The organism is Evansella tamaricis (genome assembly GCF_019042215.1).
Lineage (GTDB): Bacteria > Bacillota > Bacilli > Bacillales > Salisediminibacteriaceae > Evansella > Evansella tamaricis.
This window is the reverse complement of sequence record NZ_JAHQCS010000185.1, coordinates 15,420-29,667: the sequence shown is the minus strand read 5'-3', so window position 1 is coordinate 29,667 and position 14,248 is coordinate 15,420. Positions and strand designations below refer to the sequence as shown.

General features: G+C 40.6%; 14 protein-coding genes. 3 read left to right on the top strand and 11 right to left on the bottom strand.

What is annotated here, in order from left to right:
- Positions 1-219: 219 nt before the first annotated feature.
- The 11 genes from KS419_RS23990 to nadB form a co-directional block, all read right to left on the bottom strand.
- Positions 220-867, bottom strand: coding sequence for a CoA transferase subunit B (locus KS419_RS23990; protein ID WP_217069636.1), 648 nt, complete (start codon positions 865-867; stop codon positions 220-222).
- Positions 868-885: 18 nt separating this feature from the next.
- Positions 886-1,578: a CoA transferase subunit A gene (locus KS419_RS23985; protein WP_217069635.1), complete on the bottom strand. Its 693-nt coding sequence runs from the start codon at positions 1,576-1,578 to the stop codon at positions 886-888.
- 21 nt (positions 1,579-1,599) lie between these two features.
- On the bottom strand, positions 1,600-3,129 hold the full coding sequence (locus tag KS419_RS23980; RefSeq protein ID WP_246594762.1) for an acyl-CoA carboxylase subunit beta: 1,530 nt from the start codon (positions 3,127-3,129) through the stop codon (positions 1,600-1,602).
- Positions 3,130-3,154: 25 nt separating this feature from the next.
- Positions 3,155-3,931, bottom strand: coding sequence for an enoyl-CoA hydratase (locus KS419_RS23975; protein ID WP_217069633.1), 777 nt, complete (start codon positions 3,929-3,931; stop codon positions 3,155-3,157).
- A 14-nt stretch (positions 3,932-3,945) separates the two neighbouring features.
- Positions 3,946-4,839, bottom strand: a complete 894-nt coding sequence (locus KS419_RS23970; protein ID WP_217069632.1) for a hydroxymethylglutaryl-CoA lyase — start codon at positions 4,837-4,839, stop codon at positions 3,946-3,948.
- 21 nt (positions 4,840-4,860) lie between these two features.
- Entirely contained in the window at positions 4,861-5,076 is a 216-nt protein-coding gene (locus tag KS419_RS23965; RefSeq protein WP_217069631.1) for an acetyl-CoA carboxylase biotin carboxyl carrier protein subunit, read from the bottom strand.
- A gap of 17 nt (positions 5,077-5,093) precedes the next feature.
- Positions 5,094-6,428 carry an acetyl-CoA carboxylase biotin carboxylase subunit gene (locus KS419_RS23960; RefSeq protein ID WP_217069630.1) on the bottom strand — a complete coding sequence of 445 codons (1,335 nt, stop codon included), beginning with the start codon at positions 6,426-6,428 and terminating at the stop codon, positions 5,094-5,096.
- Positions 6,429-6,441: 13 nt separating this feature from the next.
- Entirely contained in the window at positions 6,442-7,590 is a 1,149-nt protein-coding gene (locus KS419_RS23955; RefSeq protein WP_217069629.1) for an acyl-CoA dehydrogenase, read from the bottom strand.
- A gap of 221 nt (positions 7,591-7,811) precedes the next feature.
- On the bottom strand, positions 7,812-8,921 hold the full coding sequence (gene nadA, locus KS419_RS23950) for a quinolinate synthase NadA (RefSeq protein ID WP_217069628.1): 1,110 nt from the start codon (positions 8,919-8,921) through the stop codon (positions 7,812-7,814).
- On the bottom strand, positions 8,899-9,762 hold the full coding sequence (gene nadC / locus KS419_RS23945; RefSeq protein WP_217069627.1) for a carboxylating nicotinate-nucleotide diphosphorylase: 864 nt from the start codon (positions 9,760-9,762) through the stop codon (positions 8,899-8,901). Before nadC ends, nadA begins: the two co-directional genes overlap by 23 nt.
- Positions 9,743-11,329: an L-aspartate oxidase gene (gene nadB / locus KS419_RS23940; RefSeq protein ID WP_217069626.1), complete on the bottom strand. Its 1,587-nt coding sequence runs from the start codon at positions 11,327-11,329 to the stop codon at positions 9,743-9,745. Before nadB ends, nadC begins: the two co-directional genes overlap by 20 nt.
- 171 nt (positions 11,330-11,500) lie before the next feature.
- On the opposite strand from nadB, the gene KS419_RS23935 reads away from it, so the two are divergent.
- From KS419_RS23935 to KS419_RS23925, 3 genes are all read left to right on the top strand, one after another.
- The gene (locus KS419_RS23935; protein ID WP_217069625.1) at positions 11,501-12,634 is read left to right on the top strand and encodes an IscS subfamily cysteine desulfurase; all 1,134 of its coding nucleotides are present in this window, start codon (positions 11,501-11,503) and stop codon (positions 12,632-12,634) included.
- A 4-nt stretch (positions 12,635-12,638) separates the two neighbouring features.
- Positions 12,639-13,190: a transcription repressor NadR gene (locus KS419_RS23930; RefSeq protein WP_217069624.1), complete on the top strand. Its 552-nt coding sequence runs from the start codon at positions 12,639-12,641 to the stop codon at positions 13,188-13,190.
- 93 nt (positions 13,191-13,283) lie between these two features.
- Positions 13,284-14,102, top strand: coding sequence for a MerR family transcriptional regulator (locus tag KS419_RS23925; protein ID WP_217069623.1), 819 nt, complete (start codon positions 13,284-13,286; stop codon positions 14,100-14,102).
- The last annotated feature ends 146 nt before the right edge of the window (positions 14,103-14,248 follow it).

Here is a 14,248-nt window from a genome sequence, read left to right as displayed (position 1 = left end):
TTAGGGACTGTAAAAGTGGAAAAGCACCACTTTTTCAGTTCCCATGCGAGTAGGCGCTGGAGCTAGACAACTTGCCCGAAGGTGCAAAAACTTATGCTTTCTTACCTTTTAAGAAAAGCGCAAGCGCCTATGAACACGAGCGTAGGGCAGTTATACTTCTCTTCAAAAAAGGAGGCTATCCCTAAGGACAGCCTCTTTCTCTATCATATAATACTATTTTTATACGCGATTAATTAGTTTCGGTTCCGTCACTTCCTGTATCTCCTCAAAGCTATAATCTCCGAGAATCTCTTTTAATACCAGACCCTTTTCTGTTACATCAATAACGGCACGGTCTGTAATAATCCGGTTAACAACTCCCTTTCCTGTTAATGGAAGACTGCAATCCCTTAATATTTTTGGATCTCCGTTACGATTTACATGTTCCATGATGATAACCACCTTTTTCGCTCCATGAACAAGGTCCATTGCTCCACCCATCCCCTTGATCATTTTACCCGGTATCATCCAATTGGCTAAGTCCCCATTCTCTGCCACTTCCATAGCTCCTAAAATGGCAACATCAATATGCCCACCACGGATCATTGCAAATGATTCTGCACTGCTGAAATAGGAAGCACCGGCAACAGTTGTAACTGTTTCTTTCCCAGCATTTATTAAGTCCGCATCTAATTCCTCTTCCGTAGGATACGGTCCAATTCCTAGTAGCCCATTCTCCGATTGTAAGATGACTTGCTTGTTTTCCGAAATATAATTAGCAACCATCGTTGGCATTCCAATCCCAAGGTTGACATAATCACCATCCTGAATTTCTTTTTCCGCCCGTCTTGCAATCTTCTCCCTCATTGCCTTGCGATCAGCACTCATCTATTTTCCCTCCTTACCTTAGGATGTAGCAACCGTTTTCCGTTCAATGCGATTTTCCTGTTGTCCAATGATCATTTTATTCACATAAATACTTGGAGTATGGACTTGCTGAGGATCTAAATCACCTGGTTCCACAAGGTTTTCCACTTCTGCAACTGTTATTTTCCCTGCAGCGGCAATCATAGGATTAAAGTTCTGTGCGGTTTTTCGATAAATTAAATTTCCATGTTTATCCCCCAGGTGAGCCCTCACAAGACTCACATCACCTACAATCGCTTCTTCCAGTAAATACTCTTTTCCATTAAAAGTTCTTACTTCTTTGCCTTCTGCAATCTTCGTTCCAACACCTGCCGGAGTATAAAAAGCCGGTATTCCCGCACCTCCAGCACGAATTTTTTCCGCAAGAGTACCCTGTGGCGTCAGTTCTACTTCAAGTTCCCCGGCCAGTACTTGACGTTCAAATTCCTTGTTCTCCCCAACATAAGAAGCAATAATCTTTTTTATTTGTCTGTTTTCAAGCAGAAGACCTAATCCCCAGTCATCTACACCGCAGTTATTGGAAACAATAATTAGATCTTTTGCACCAGAATCCCTCAACCCTTTGATTAAATTCTCTGGAATTCCACATAAGCCAAATCCACCTACAAGCACTGTAGAACCATCTTTAATATCTGCCACTGCATCTGTAAAAGACGTTAAGATTTCCTTCATGTTACTTTCCCTCCATTTCCTTTAAACTGGGTAAACGGCATGTTTACGAGTGGAAAATACTTGATACTTCGATGTATACAGTTCCAACCGACCAATTAAATCGTCCCTTAACTGGTTCGCTGGAATGACATCATCTATGATTAATTCTGATGCCAACCGGTAAACATCAATATTTTCCTGATATTCCTTTCGTTTCTCCTCAATAAACTTCGGTCTCTCCTCCGGATTCAGTGACTGAATCTTATTAGCATATACCGCATTCACAGCAGCTTCAGGACCCATTACTGCAATCTGTGCCGATGGAAGTGCAATACAACAGTCCGGTTCAAAAGCAGGACCTGCCATTGCATACAGTCCTGCTCCATATGCCTTGCGGACAATAACTGAAATTTTTGGTACCGTTGCCTCTGCCATCGCTGATATCATTTTAGCACCATGGCGGATTATGCCTGCACGCTCCACTTTCGTTCCAATCATGAACCCTGGAACATCTGCTAAGAATATTAAAGGAATATGATAGGCATCACAGAGTGTGATAAACCGGGCAGCTTTATCAGCTGAATCGTGGAATAAAACTCCGCCCTTTTGTTTAGGTTGATTGGCAATAATCCCAACAGGTTTACCATTCATTCGTGCAAAAGCTGTGATTAATTCTTTAGCGAACAGAGCCTTCATCTCGAAAAAGCTATTTTCATCGATGAGTCCATCAATAAATTGATACATATCAAATGCGGCATTTTGATTTTTCGGAACTAATTCTTCTAAACTTTTCTCCAATTCCTTAGGACCTTTCGATGTAGTCCCTTCAGGTCTCCCTAAATAATTGGATGGAAAATAACTTAAGTATGCTTTTGCCTTCTCAATAGCCTCTTCTTCACTCTTAACCAAAATATCCCCACATCCTGAAATGGAACAGTGCATTGTTGCTCCACCCATCTCTTCTAGTGATACCTTTTCCCCAATGACCATCTCTGCCATTCTCGGAGAACCTAAATACATGGATGCATTTCCATCTACCATCATAACTACGTCACAAAATGCTGGAATATACGCACCTCCTGCAGCTGACGGTCCAAATAAAAGGCATACTTGAGGAATTTTACCTGATAGTTTCACCTGGTTATAAAAAATTCGGCCTGCCCCTCTGCGACCTGGGAACATTTCAATCTGATCTGTTATTCTTGCACCTGCAGAATCTACTAAATACAATAGGGGAACTTCCAGTTTTTCTGCTGTTTCTTGGATCCGGATTATTTTTTCAACCGTTTTGGCTCCCCATGACCCAGCTTTTACAGTGGAATCATTTGCCATGACACAAACCGTCTTTCCATTCACCTTTCCAATTGCGGTAACAACTCCATCTGCAGGTAAACCTTCTGCATAACAATTGGCAAATTTCCCGTCTTCTTTCCATTCTCCATGATCAAAGAGACGTCCCAGACGGTCTCTTACAAACAGTTTTCCTTTCTTTTCATTAGCCTCATGGTACTTCTCGGCACCACCAGATTCAATTTTCCCTTTTATTTCTTCCCATCGATTTTCCCTGTCCATCACGACACCTCTTTTTTTATCCTGCTTATTCCCCTTTGAATACGGGGTTTCGTTTTTCTTTAAATGCCTGAAGTCCTTCTTTGCGGTCCTTCGTTGGAATCGTCATTTCATACGCTTTTTTTTCAATGGTTAACCCTGTATTGAGATCCACTTCCATTCCATTGTTTATAGCTTTTTTTGCCTGCCGAATGGCAATTGGAGCATTTTTACTAATAGCCTCCGCCAGTCCCATCGCTTCTACCATCAAGCTTCGAGAGGGAACAACCGATAAAATTAATCCCCAATCATACGCTAACGATGCTTCAATCTTTTTACCTGTAAAAATCATTTCTTTCGCCCTCTGAACTCCAATCGTCCTTGGTAATCGCTGTGTCCCTCCAGCACCTGGAATAATCCCTAAACCAGTCTCAGTGAGGGCGAATTTAGAGTTTTCCGATGCAATTCTCAAGTCACATGCTAAGGCCAACTCTAGCCCGCCACCTATTGCAGCACCGTTAATTGCCGCAATGACAGGGATCGGCATTCTTTCAACGGTGTTCACCATTTCACCTATTTTAGCAACTGCCTTCTTCACTTCAGATTCATTCATCGTTTTCCGTTCTTTTAAATCTGCTCCAGCAGAGAACACCTTCTCCCCATCCCCAGTGATGACAATTGCACGGACATTCAAATCATTTTGCCACCCGTGAAATGTTTCCATTATTTCGTCAAGCATCTCTTGATTTAGAGCATTTGCAGCATCTTTTCTTTTTAATATTAATTGGGCAATATGTCCTTCCAAATGAGTTTCAATCCACCTCATATTTTTCAACCCCTTTACGATCGTATCTGTAATTGATGGCTTGGAAAATTCTTCTCTATTTCCCCCTCCAAAACTCTTAGTGCGTCCATAAAGGTGGATAAGTTAATATTGGTTTCAATTCCCATTTCGTGAAGCATATGAATTAAATCTTCACTGGCTACATTACCAGTTGCCCCTTTCGCATAGGGACAACCCCCTAACCCTCCAGCAGCACTATCAAAAACAGTAATTCCTTTCATTAGTCCAATTATGGTATTAGCTAACGCCATCCCCCTTGTATCATGAAGATGTAGAGCAAAGTTCTCACTTGAATAGTTTTCTATCAACTCTGTAAGTACATAATCCATCTGCCTAGGATTTGCTACACCAATTGTGTCCCCTAAAGAAATCTCATAAACTCCCATTTGGAATAATTTATCGATGACTTTCTTTACTTGATCCAACGGTACCGATCCCTCATAAGGGCAACCAAACACTGTTGATACATATCCCCGTACCTTTTTCCCGGCAGACAAGGCCTCTGTCACAACGTCCTTTAATATGGGAAACGTCCCTTCAAGAGATTTATTAATGTTTTTTTGATTATGGGTTTCCGATGCAGACATAAAGATAGATACTTCATCGATATTCCCTTCCAATGCCCTCTCCAAGCCTTTTAAATTCGGTACTAATGCTGCATAAGTGACATTCGGATTCCTCTCAATCCTTTGTACAACTTCCACCGCATCAGCCAATGCCGGTATCCATTTCGGATGAACAAAAGAAGTAACTTCTATATACTCGATTCCCGTTTTACTTAACTTATTAATCCATTCCACTTTTTTTTCCGTGGAAATCATTTTTTCTTCATTTTGTAATCCATCCCTCGGCCCCACTTCTTTAATTTGGACACTTCTTGGTAATTTCACGAAGATACCTCCTCTACCTCCTTACCCTTTTAATACGATCAGGACGTCCTCTTCATTTACAAAACTTCCCTCTTCCACCTTAATTTCTTCTACCGTTCCAGCAGATTCTGCAGCAATCGGTATTTCCATTTTCATAGACTCTAAGATGACTACTTCTTGCCCCAGTTCCACCTTATCACCAGGTGCAACCTGAACTTTCCATACATTTCCTGCCATATTTGTTTTGATCTCTTTCATTCTATTTCCCTCCTACTTTAGATAAGGTTTTTAACAAAGTCAGTTGTTGCTTCACCATTTTGAAACGTAGGGTGTTTTAAAGTATTAATTAGCATTGGTATATTGGTTTTAATCCCCTCAACGTTTGCCATCTCAAGGCACATGAGTAATTTATCCATCACTGCTTTCCTGGAGGATCCATATGCAATAACTTTTCCGATCATTGGATCATAAAACGGAGTAACAGTTGCACCCTTTTCTACACCAAAGTCATATCGTATACCTTCCATCTCTGGAAATTCCCATTCTATTAATTTTCCTGGAGATGGGAAAAAGGTAGTGGGATCTTCAGCATAAATTCTTGCTTCCATCGCATGGTTTGACTGATTATTATTTCGTTCCAGAGATGGTATATCTTTTCCATTAGCTAAATCAATCTGCCATTGCACCAGATCTATTCCAGTGGTTTCTTCCGTTACAGGATGTTCTACCTGCAGTCTTGTATTCATTTCTAGAAAATAGATCTGTTCCTCTCCGTCCACAAGGAACTCTACCGTTCCCACATTTGTATACTCAATCGTTTTTCCAGCATGTACTGCTGCCTCGAACAACTTTTTTCTTCCGTTATCACTGAGAAAAATTGAAGGGGCCTCTTCCAATATTTTTTGATTCCTCCGTTGCACAGAACAATCCCTCTCCCCGAGGCAAACAACGTTTCCTACCCGATCTGCGGCAATTTGTGCCTCGATATGCCTCGGGCTTTCAATGAATTTTTCAACGTATATTTCCCCTGAGCCAAAAAATGTTTCTGATTTTTTCACAACACTTGAAACGACCTTCATTAGATCCCCTTCATCCTCTACCTTCTGCATCCCAATTCCGCCGCCACCTGCTGCAGCCTTCACCATTACTGGATAACCTAAGACCCTTGCTGCTTTTTTTACAGTGGATTCCTCCGTATCACTTAAAGTGATGCCTGGGATAACAGATACTCCGGCATCTTCCATTGCCTTTCTGGCAGCAATTTTATTCCCCATCTTCTGGATAACCGAGGTGGAGGGACCAATAAAGAGATAACCTTCCTGCCTGACTTTCTCTGCAAAATCTGCATTTTCTGATAATAATCCATATCCTGGGTGAATGGCATCCACATTTCCAGCATTTGCTGCATCAAGTATCTTTTCCCCATTCAGGTAACTTTCCGTTACTCTAGAACCACCGAGGAAATGTGCCTCATCGGCTAACTGAACATGAAGACTGTCCTTATCTGCTTCAGAATATACTGCCACCGTTTTAATGTTCATTTGCTTACATGTTTTTATAATTCTAACGGCAATTTCACCGCGGTTAGCAATTAATATCTTTTTAATCAATCGATTATCCCCCTCACCTTGGACATCCTATTTCTCTTGCAATAACCATCCGCTGTATTTCTGAAGTGCCTTCTCCAATTTCTAATAGTTTTGCATCTCTTAAGTACCTCTCTACATGATATTCACGCATATAGCCGTAACCACCATGAATTTGGATTGCCTGATTGCATGCACGCATGGCTGCTTCAGATGCAAACAATTTGGCAAAAGCTGCTTCCTTTTTAAATGGCTTTCCTGCATCCTTCAGCCAAGCAGCTTTATATACCATGTTTTGAGCTAACTCTAATTCCATCGCCATATCTGCTAATTTAAACTGAATCGCCTGGAAACTGCCAATATATTTCCCAAATTGTTTCCGTTCTTTACTATATGCCAGCGCTGCTTCATAGGCTGCTCTCCCTACCCCAACTGCGAGTGCAGCAATGGATATTCTCCCACCATCTAAGGTATAAAGGAACTGATGAAATCCCTTGTCTGGATCTCCCAGTATATTTTCCTTCGGCACTTTCACATCTTCTAAAACAATTTCCGTAGTATTCGATCCCCTAACACCCATTTTTTCGTATTCACTTCGAATCGTTAATCCTTTTGTGTCGGTAGGAACGATAAAGGCTGAAATCTTCTTTTTTCCTCTGTCATCTACTCCATTTACAGCCGTAACAATTATCGTCCTTGCAAAACTAGCATTTGTTATCCAACATTTTTCACCATTTATAATATAGTGGTTTCCTTCAAGGACAGCTTTCGTTCTTGTTCCACCTGCATCAGATCCAGCATTAGGTTCGGTCAGTCCAAAAGCACCGAGGCTTTCCCCCTTTGCTAAGGGAATTAGATGATCCTCTTTTTGTTCTTTCGTTCCAAAATAATAAAGGGGAGATGCTCCAAGAGATACAGCTGCTGCATAACTCAGTCCCGTACTGCCACAGGCTTTCCCGATTTCTTCTACTGCTAAAATATAAGAAATGGTATCCCCCCCTGATCCACCATATTCTTCAGAGAACGGTATTCCAAGTAACCCCAGTTCCCCCATTTTTCTGAACGTTTCCACAGGAAAACGTTCTGTGCGATCAACTTCCTCTGCTATTGGGGCAATTTCCTTTTCGGCAAAATCTCGAACCATGTCACGAATCATCAGTTGTTCTTTTGAAAATGTAAAATTCATTCAACCCACCCTCTCATAAAATGTAAAGGCTTACATTTTGTCCTTTAGAAAAAGGGGATAAACTGACTGAGCATTCGCTCAGAATTCCCCAACAATTACCTTAATTATAGGGGTTAAATTCTGAATTGACAATATATTTGTAATATTAAAACTACGTGAAACGATGAACACCCCCTTCATCTCTTTGAGTCCAAGGGGGTGCAAATTATTTTTTTTATACTCTATACGAATTGAAACATCCGATCTATTGCTTTTTTGGCAAGACTTGCAATCTCTGAATCTACTTTAATTTCATTAACGGGGGATCCTTGGATAATTCGGTCCAGTGACCAGACAAAGTGTGGTAGATCAATTCTGTTCATGGTAAGACATGGACACATCTCAGGGTTTAAAGAAATAATATCCTTGTCTTGATGCTGTTGAATCAGACGGTTAACGAGATTCATTTCCGTCCCAACGGCCCATTTCGTACCAGGAGGTGCTTCTTTTATCTTTTGGATAATATACTTTGTGGAACCGTTATAATCAGATGCGTTCACTACTTCATGGGTACATTCCGGATGAACAAGAATGCGCCGGTCAGGCTCCGTATTCCTTAATGCATGAACATGTTCTAACCGGAAATTTTCATGCACCGAACAGTGCCCTTTCCAAAGAATCATCTTCACTTCATCAATTTTTCCTACTTCCCCTTCAAACACATCTAATTTGGGATTCCAGACGATCATTTCCGATAATGGAACTCCTAAATCAAAAGCCGTATTTCTCCCTAAATGCTGATCAGGCAAAAATAGAATCCTCTTTTTCTTACGAAACGCCCACTCCACCATTTTATGGGCGTTAGATGAGGTGACAGTTGCGCCACCATGTTTTCCAACGAACGCTTTTATCTCTGCCGTTGAATTCACATATGTTAAAGGGATAATCGCATCACCGAACGTATTCTGCAGTTTATGCCAGGCCCGTTCCGTTTGCTCCATATTTGCCATATCTGCCATGGAACAGCCAGCCCTCATATCAGGAAGTAATACGGTCTGATGCTTATCTGTTAGTATATCTGCCGTTTCAGCCATAAAATGCACTCCACAAAAAACGATGTATTCCGCCTCTTGATTTTCTGCTGAAACTTGTGCTAATTGTAAAGAATCTCCTGTGGTGTCCGCAAACTCGATCACTTCATTTTTTTGGTAGTGATGGCCTGGAATAAACAGTCGATTTCCAAGCTCTCTTTTAATTTCAAGAGCCCGTTTTCTCAGTTCATCCTCTGACTTTTGCTTATATTCCTCTGGAATGGTTTCCTGTAATCCTTTAAAAAGATCTGTTCCTAACATCATTTACCTCCCCATGTTGAATATCGAGACTAATATCCAGCGATGTTGCAGAATGGGTCAATGCGCCTATGGATATGAAGTCCACACCGATTTTTCCATACAGATTTAATTTCTCGATGGTAATACCACCAGAGACTTCTGTTATGATCGATGGAGGGACTTCTTTTTGCCATTCGATTGCCTCTTCCACTGTGGAATTATCAAACATGATCACATCTGCGCCCGCTTGAACAGCTTCCTTCACGTCTTCCAGCGATTCCGCTTCCACTTCCACCTTGATCATATGACCTGCTTTTTCTCGGATTTTGCCAACAGCATTGGTAATAGAACCACACTGAGCAATGTGATTATCCTTAATCATGACGCCATCATCCAGTCGAAAGCGATGATTGTATCCTCCACCACAAGTTACTGCATGTTTTTCCAGCATTCTTAAACCAGGCGTGGTTTTTCTCGTATCGCATATTCTCGTTTCTGACTCCCCAAGACTTTCCACTGCTCTCGCGGTCAATGTGGCTATTCCACTCATACGCTGGATCAGATTGAGAATTACCCGCTCTGATGATAGGATGGCTACTGCAGGGCCTGTTACTTCGGCGATCACATCACCATGCTTTAAAACATCCCCATCTCGTTTCAGAAGTGTCAAATGAATATCCTCCTGCAATACGTTGTAGCCTTCTCTAATTACTTCTTCCCCAGCAAATATTCCTTCACTTTTTGCCAGAAAAATGGCTTTCGTTTGTTCCTTGGAAAAGATCCATTCCGATGTTAAGTCTCCAAATCCCAAATCTTCCTGATAAAAACGAAGGAGCATCTCTCTAAGTAATAGTTTGTTCATGACCAAGTTCTCTCCCTGTCATCTGTCTTGTTTTTAGTTGTCTCATGATTTGCTTTCCACAAGAAAAAATACTGTTCTTATTTGGATAATCGGTTCTATAATGAGCTCCGCGGCTTTCTTCCCTTTCTAGTGCTGCTGTTGCCATCAACCACGAAGTAATCAACATATTAGAGCACTCAATCCCTTCTCTGCTCCAGGAGTACCGCTCCCTTTGTATAAGAACGGAAACATCCCATTCATTTAACCAATCTATGAATCTTTCAAGTGTCTTCTGTTCCCGTTCTACCCCCAAGGCAAGTGTCACCCTCTTTTGAATCTCATCACGTGGAGGAAGGTTTGGTTCTTCAGAGGAATAGACCTTCACAAAAGGACGTGTAAATTCGTTCAAAGTTTTTCGATCGGAGAATGTATCTCTTATAAATTCCCCTGTCCGTTCTCCAAATACAAGTGCTTCTAGAAGAGAATTACTGGCCAAGCGATTTGCTCCATGTACTCCCGTTCTCGCTACTTCACCAACTGCATAAAGTCCTGGAACTGATGTTTTCCCATTGGAATCTGTTACTACACCTCCCATAAGGAAATGGGCTCCAATGGAAACGGGGATTCTTCCATGAAGAATCGGAATACCACCTTCTATACACATCTTATATATGGCAGGAAAACGAGTTTCAAAGTTTTGAATGGATGAGATATCTAAAAAGACTTGGTTACCAGCATTTGTTTCCCGCTCAATTACACGGGCAACCACATCCCTTGGTGCTAATTCTTTTCTTGAATCAATTCCCTCCATGATCGCTCTCCCATCAGAAGAAACTAAAATAGCCCCTTCTCCACGGAGTGCTTCCGATGCCAGACCAATGACACGTCCTTTATATACAATTAACGTTGGATGAAATTGCAAAAACTCCAGGTCAGCTACTCTTGCTCCTGCCCGATAAGCCATAGCAATCCCATCTCCTATAATAGACGGATCATTTGACGTCGCTTCGAACAGGCCACCACAACCTCCAGTTGCTAAAATGGTATTCAAAGAATAGTGTTCTTTCGTGGATCCATCCTTTGATTTTGTAAAAATCCCATCGCATTTACCATAATTCATGATTAAATCAATTACATATTCATCTTCCACAATTTCAATATTGGAATGTGCAAGTATTTGCTCATGTAAAAAAGTCATCCAATGAAATCCTGTTTGATCCCCTCCTGCATGAAGGACCCTTCGTTTTCCATGGGCACCTTCCATTCCAAAGTCTAATTCTCCGTTTTTCCCAGAATCAAAGGTCATCCCTTCCTCCATCCATCTCCTTACTCGAGATATTCCTTCCGATACGAGGATAGAAACCATTCTAGGATCATTGTGATAACAACCAGCTGAAAGAGTATCTTGCAAATGTTCTGTAGGTGTATCTGACTCATGAATGGCAACTGCAATGCCCCCTTGCGCACGCCAAGAATTACCGTTTGAGCGGAAATTCTTTGTAAATAATTTCACATTCTTTTCCTTGGCAATGGTTAAGGCAGAAATAAGAGCTGCCATTCCTGCCCCAACGATGATAACATCTCTCATGTTTTACACCTTCTTTTAGGCTTATACGAATCTATCTTTACAGAGTAATGTTTACAAGTGTCTTGACATCTATATTTACATAATTTTAAACTAATGACAAGAGATTTTATAAAAAAAAGATTACAAGGGGCAATACACATTGACCTGTTGAATCAAATAAAGAGGGATAAAATGATCTATTTAGATAATGCTGCCACTACACCTATGTCAGCAGCAGCACTGGATGTATACGTAAAAGCAGCCACCGAATATTTCGCCAATCCAAGCAGTTTGCATGAGCATGGGGAAAAGGCTAAGCAGTTACTGGAAACTTGCCGCCGTGAGATTAGTAAACTGATTCATGCAAAACCAAGTGAAATCTTTTTTACAAGCGGTGGAACAGAAGGTAATATTCGTACGTTACAGTCCTTATACGCTGCAAACAAGCATAAGGGAAATCACGTAATAACTTCCGTATTGGAACATCCCTCTGTACAAACATTTTTTTTAGCGTTAGAAAAAAAGGGAGTAGACGTTTCTTATTTAGAGGTTGATTCAAATGGATTGATTCCTCTCGAACAAATAGAGAGAACCCTTCGTCCAGATACCATCCTGGCATCCATCCAGCATGTTAACTCTGAAATCGGTGTGATTCAGCCAATAAATGATATTGGAAATCTACTAAAAAAACACGGTGTATTATTTCATAGTGACTGCGTTCAGTCATTTGGTAAATTACCAATTCATGTGGATCAATTTCCCATAGACGCCATCTCCATTTCCAGTCATAAAATCTATGGGCCAAAAGGGATAGGAGCAGTCTATTTATCAAGGGATACTCCTTGGGAGCCGGTAGATCTGTTGACAACACATGAACATGGTTTTCGGCCGGGAACCGTCAATACTCCAGGGATTGCTGCTTTCACAACGGCTGCTTCTGATGCTGTTAAAAATCAAGAAAATTCGTTAAACTATATATGGGAACTGCGCAACTTTTTTTTCGAGGAAATGAAAGAAATACAGCATCTGATTAAGGTAGAAGGGAGCAAGAATCAACAGTTACCCCATATTATTGGAATGGGAATTAAAGGGTTTGAAGGGCAGTATATGTTGTTGACCTTAGACAGATTTGGAATCTGTATCTCTACCGGAAGCGCCTGTCAGACAGGGAAGCAAGATCCTTCTATAGCTATGAAAGCTTTAAACAAATCTGCTCAGGAAGCCAAACGTTTTTTCCGGATATCCATAGGACTACAAACAACAAAACAAGAGATAACTACCATTGCAGACAGGATAAAAAATAGTGTAATGGGGAAAGGGAGATAGGGAAATGACTGATAGACGAAAATGGCTTGGGGAAGAGCGTCGTGAAAAGATTATGAACTTGCTTGAACAGACACCATCTCCACTCACTGGGGCTGTTTTATCTGAAACATTAAATGTGAGTAGACAGGTCATTGTTCAGGATATCTCGTTATTAAAAGCACGAAACTATCCCATTTTGGCCACCAGCCAAGGGTACGTTCTCTCAAAGGACAAACTCACTATACAACCTTATACACGAGTTGTAACTTGTTGTCACAACTCTGAAAGAACCGAAGAAGAACTCCTTTTGCTAGTGGATCATGGCATAACCGTTAAGGATGTAAAAGTGAAACATCCCGTTTACGGTGATATTTCATCTCCTGTCATGGTTAGTAATCGAAAGGAAGTCTATCAATTCTTAAAAAAGATAAAGGATACAAGGGCACCATACCTTCTCGAACTGACCAATGGTGTTCACCTTCATACCTTGGAAGGAAAATCGGAAGATGATTTAAATGATGCAATTGCAGCATTGAGTGAAGCAGGTATCTTAATTCAAGAAGAGAAAGTCAAATGACAGGAAAATGAACAATTTTTGAAATTAAATCTTATGATTCCTTGACCGTTCCCTGAGGGAATGTGGTAAAAAAAGGTCAGGGAGGAGATTTTTATGCAAATAAAAGATGTAGAAAGACAAACAGGCTTAACGAAAAAAGCTATCCGATATTATGAAGATTGTGGTTTAATTTTGACGGAAAGAAAAGAAAACCGCTATAAAGAATATAGTGAAACAACCGTTGAAAAATTACTTCAAATAAAACGGTTAAGATTGTTAGAATTTTCGGTAGAAGAAATAAAACGGATTTTTTCTGATGAAAATCATGAAGCGATAATATTGAAGAAGTTGAATGAGAATGAATCTAAATTAAAACAAGCCTACGGAGTAAAACAAGTACTGGAAAAAATGTTAGAAGGAAAATCCATCGATACCCTAGATGTGGAAAGTCTCATCATAGCAGAAAAACAACAAACATATATGTATTTGCGAAGCAACCACTTGCTCTTTGGATTATGTAATGTCATGGCGTTTGTGGCCATTTATTTTTTCCTTTTTTCCAAGATGGATAGTCTTGCTAATACAAGCTTTTTATCTCTATTAATCATTCAATGTCTTTTATTTACATTATATTCCACCTACGAGGGAAAACGGAAGAAAAAAGGGAAATCGGAAGGGTTATTATTAAAAGAAATTAAACCTTTGGAACGGGTCTTTCACTTTGGAATTAATTGTATAACTTATCTTGTTGCGGCCCGTATTTGTGTTGACGCTTTTTACGCTGCCCGAAATTATGCGGAGTGGGGAGAATCCTATTTTTACGTCATTGGAAATATAATGTTAGGTGTCCTATTTTCTTTAGCAGCGCTCCTTCTGGTGATAATCAGTTTCATGGACCTCTCCCGTAAGGAATTCTCTATTTTTCAAAAATAGGGCCAATTGGCAATGTTCTAGACACCTTGCACGAAGATGCCATACTTATCAAGAAAATCGCAAGCACCTTGGTCACGGGCGAAAGTCACTGGAAGGACTTTGACAGAAGCCGCTTTTTGGCTTCCTTGTGCTCCTGCGATTACTCG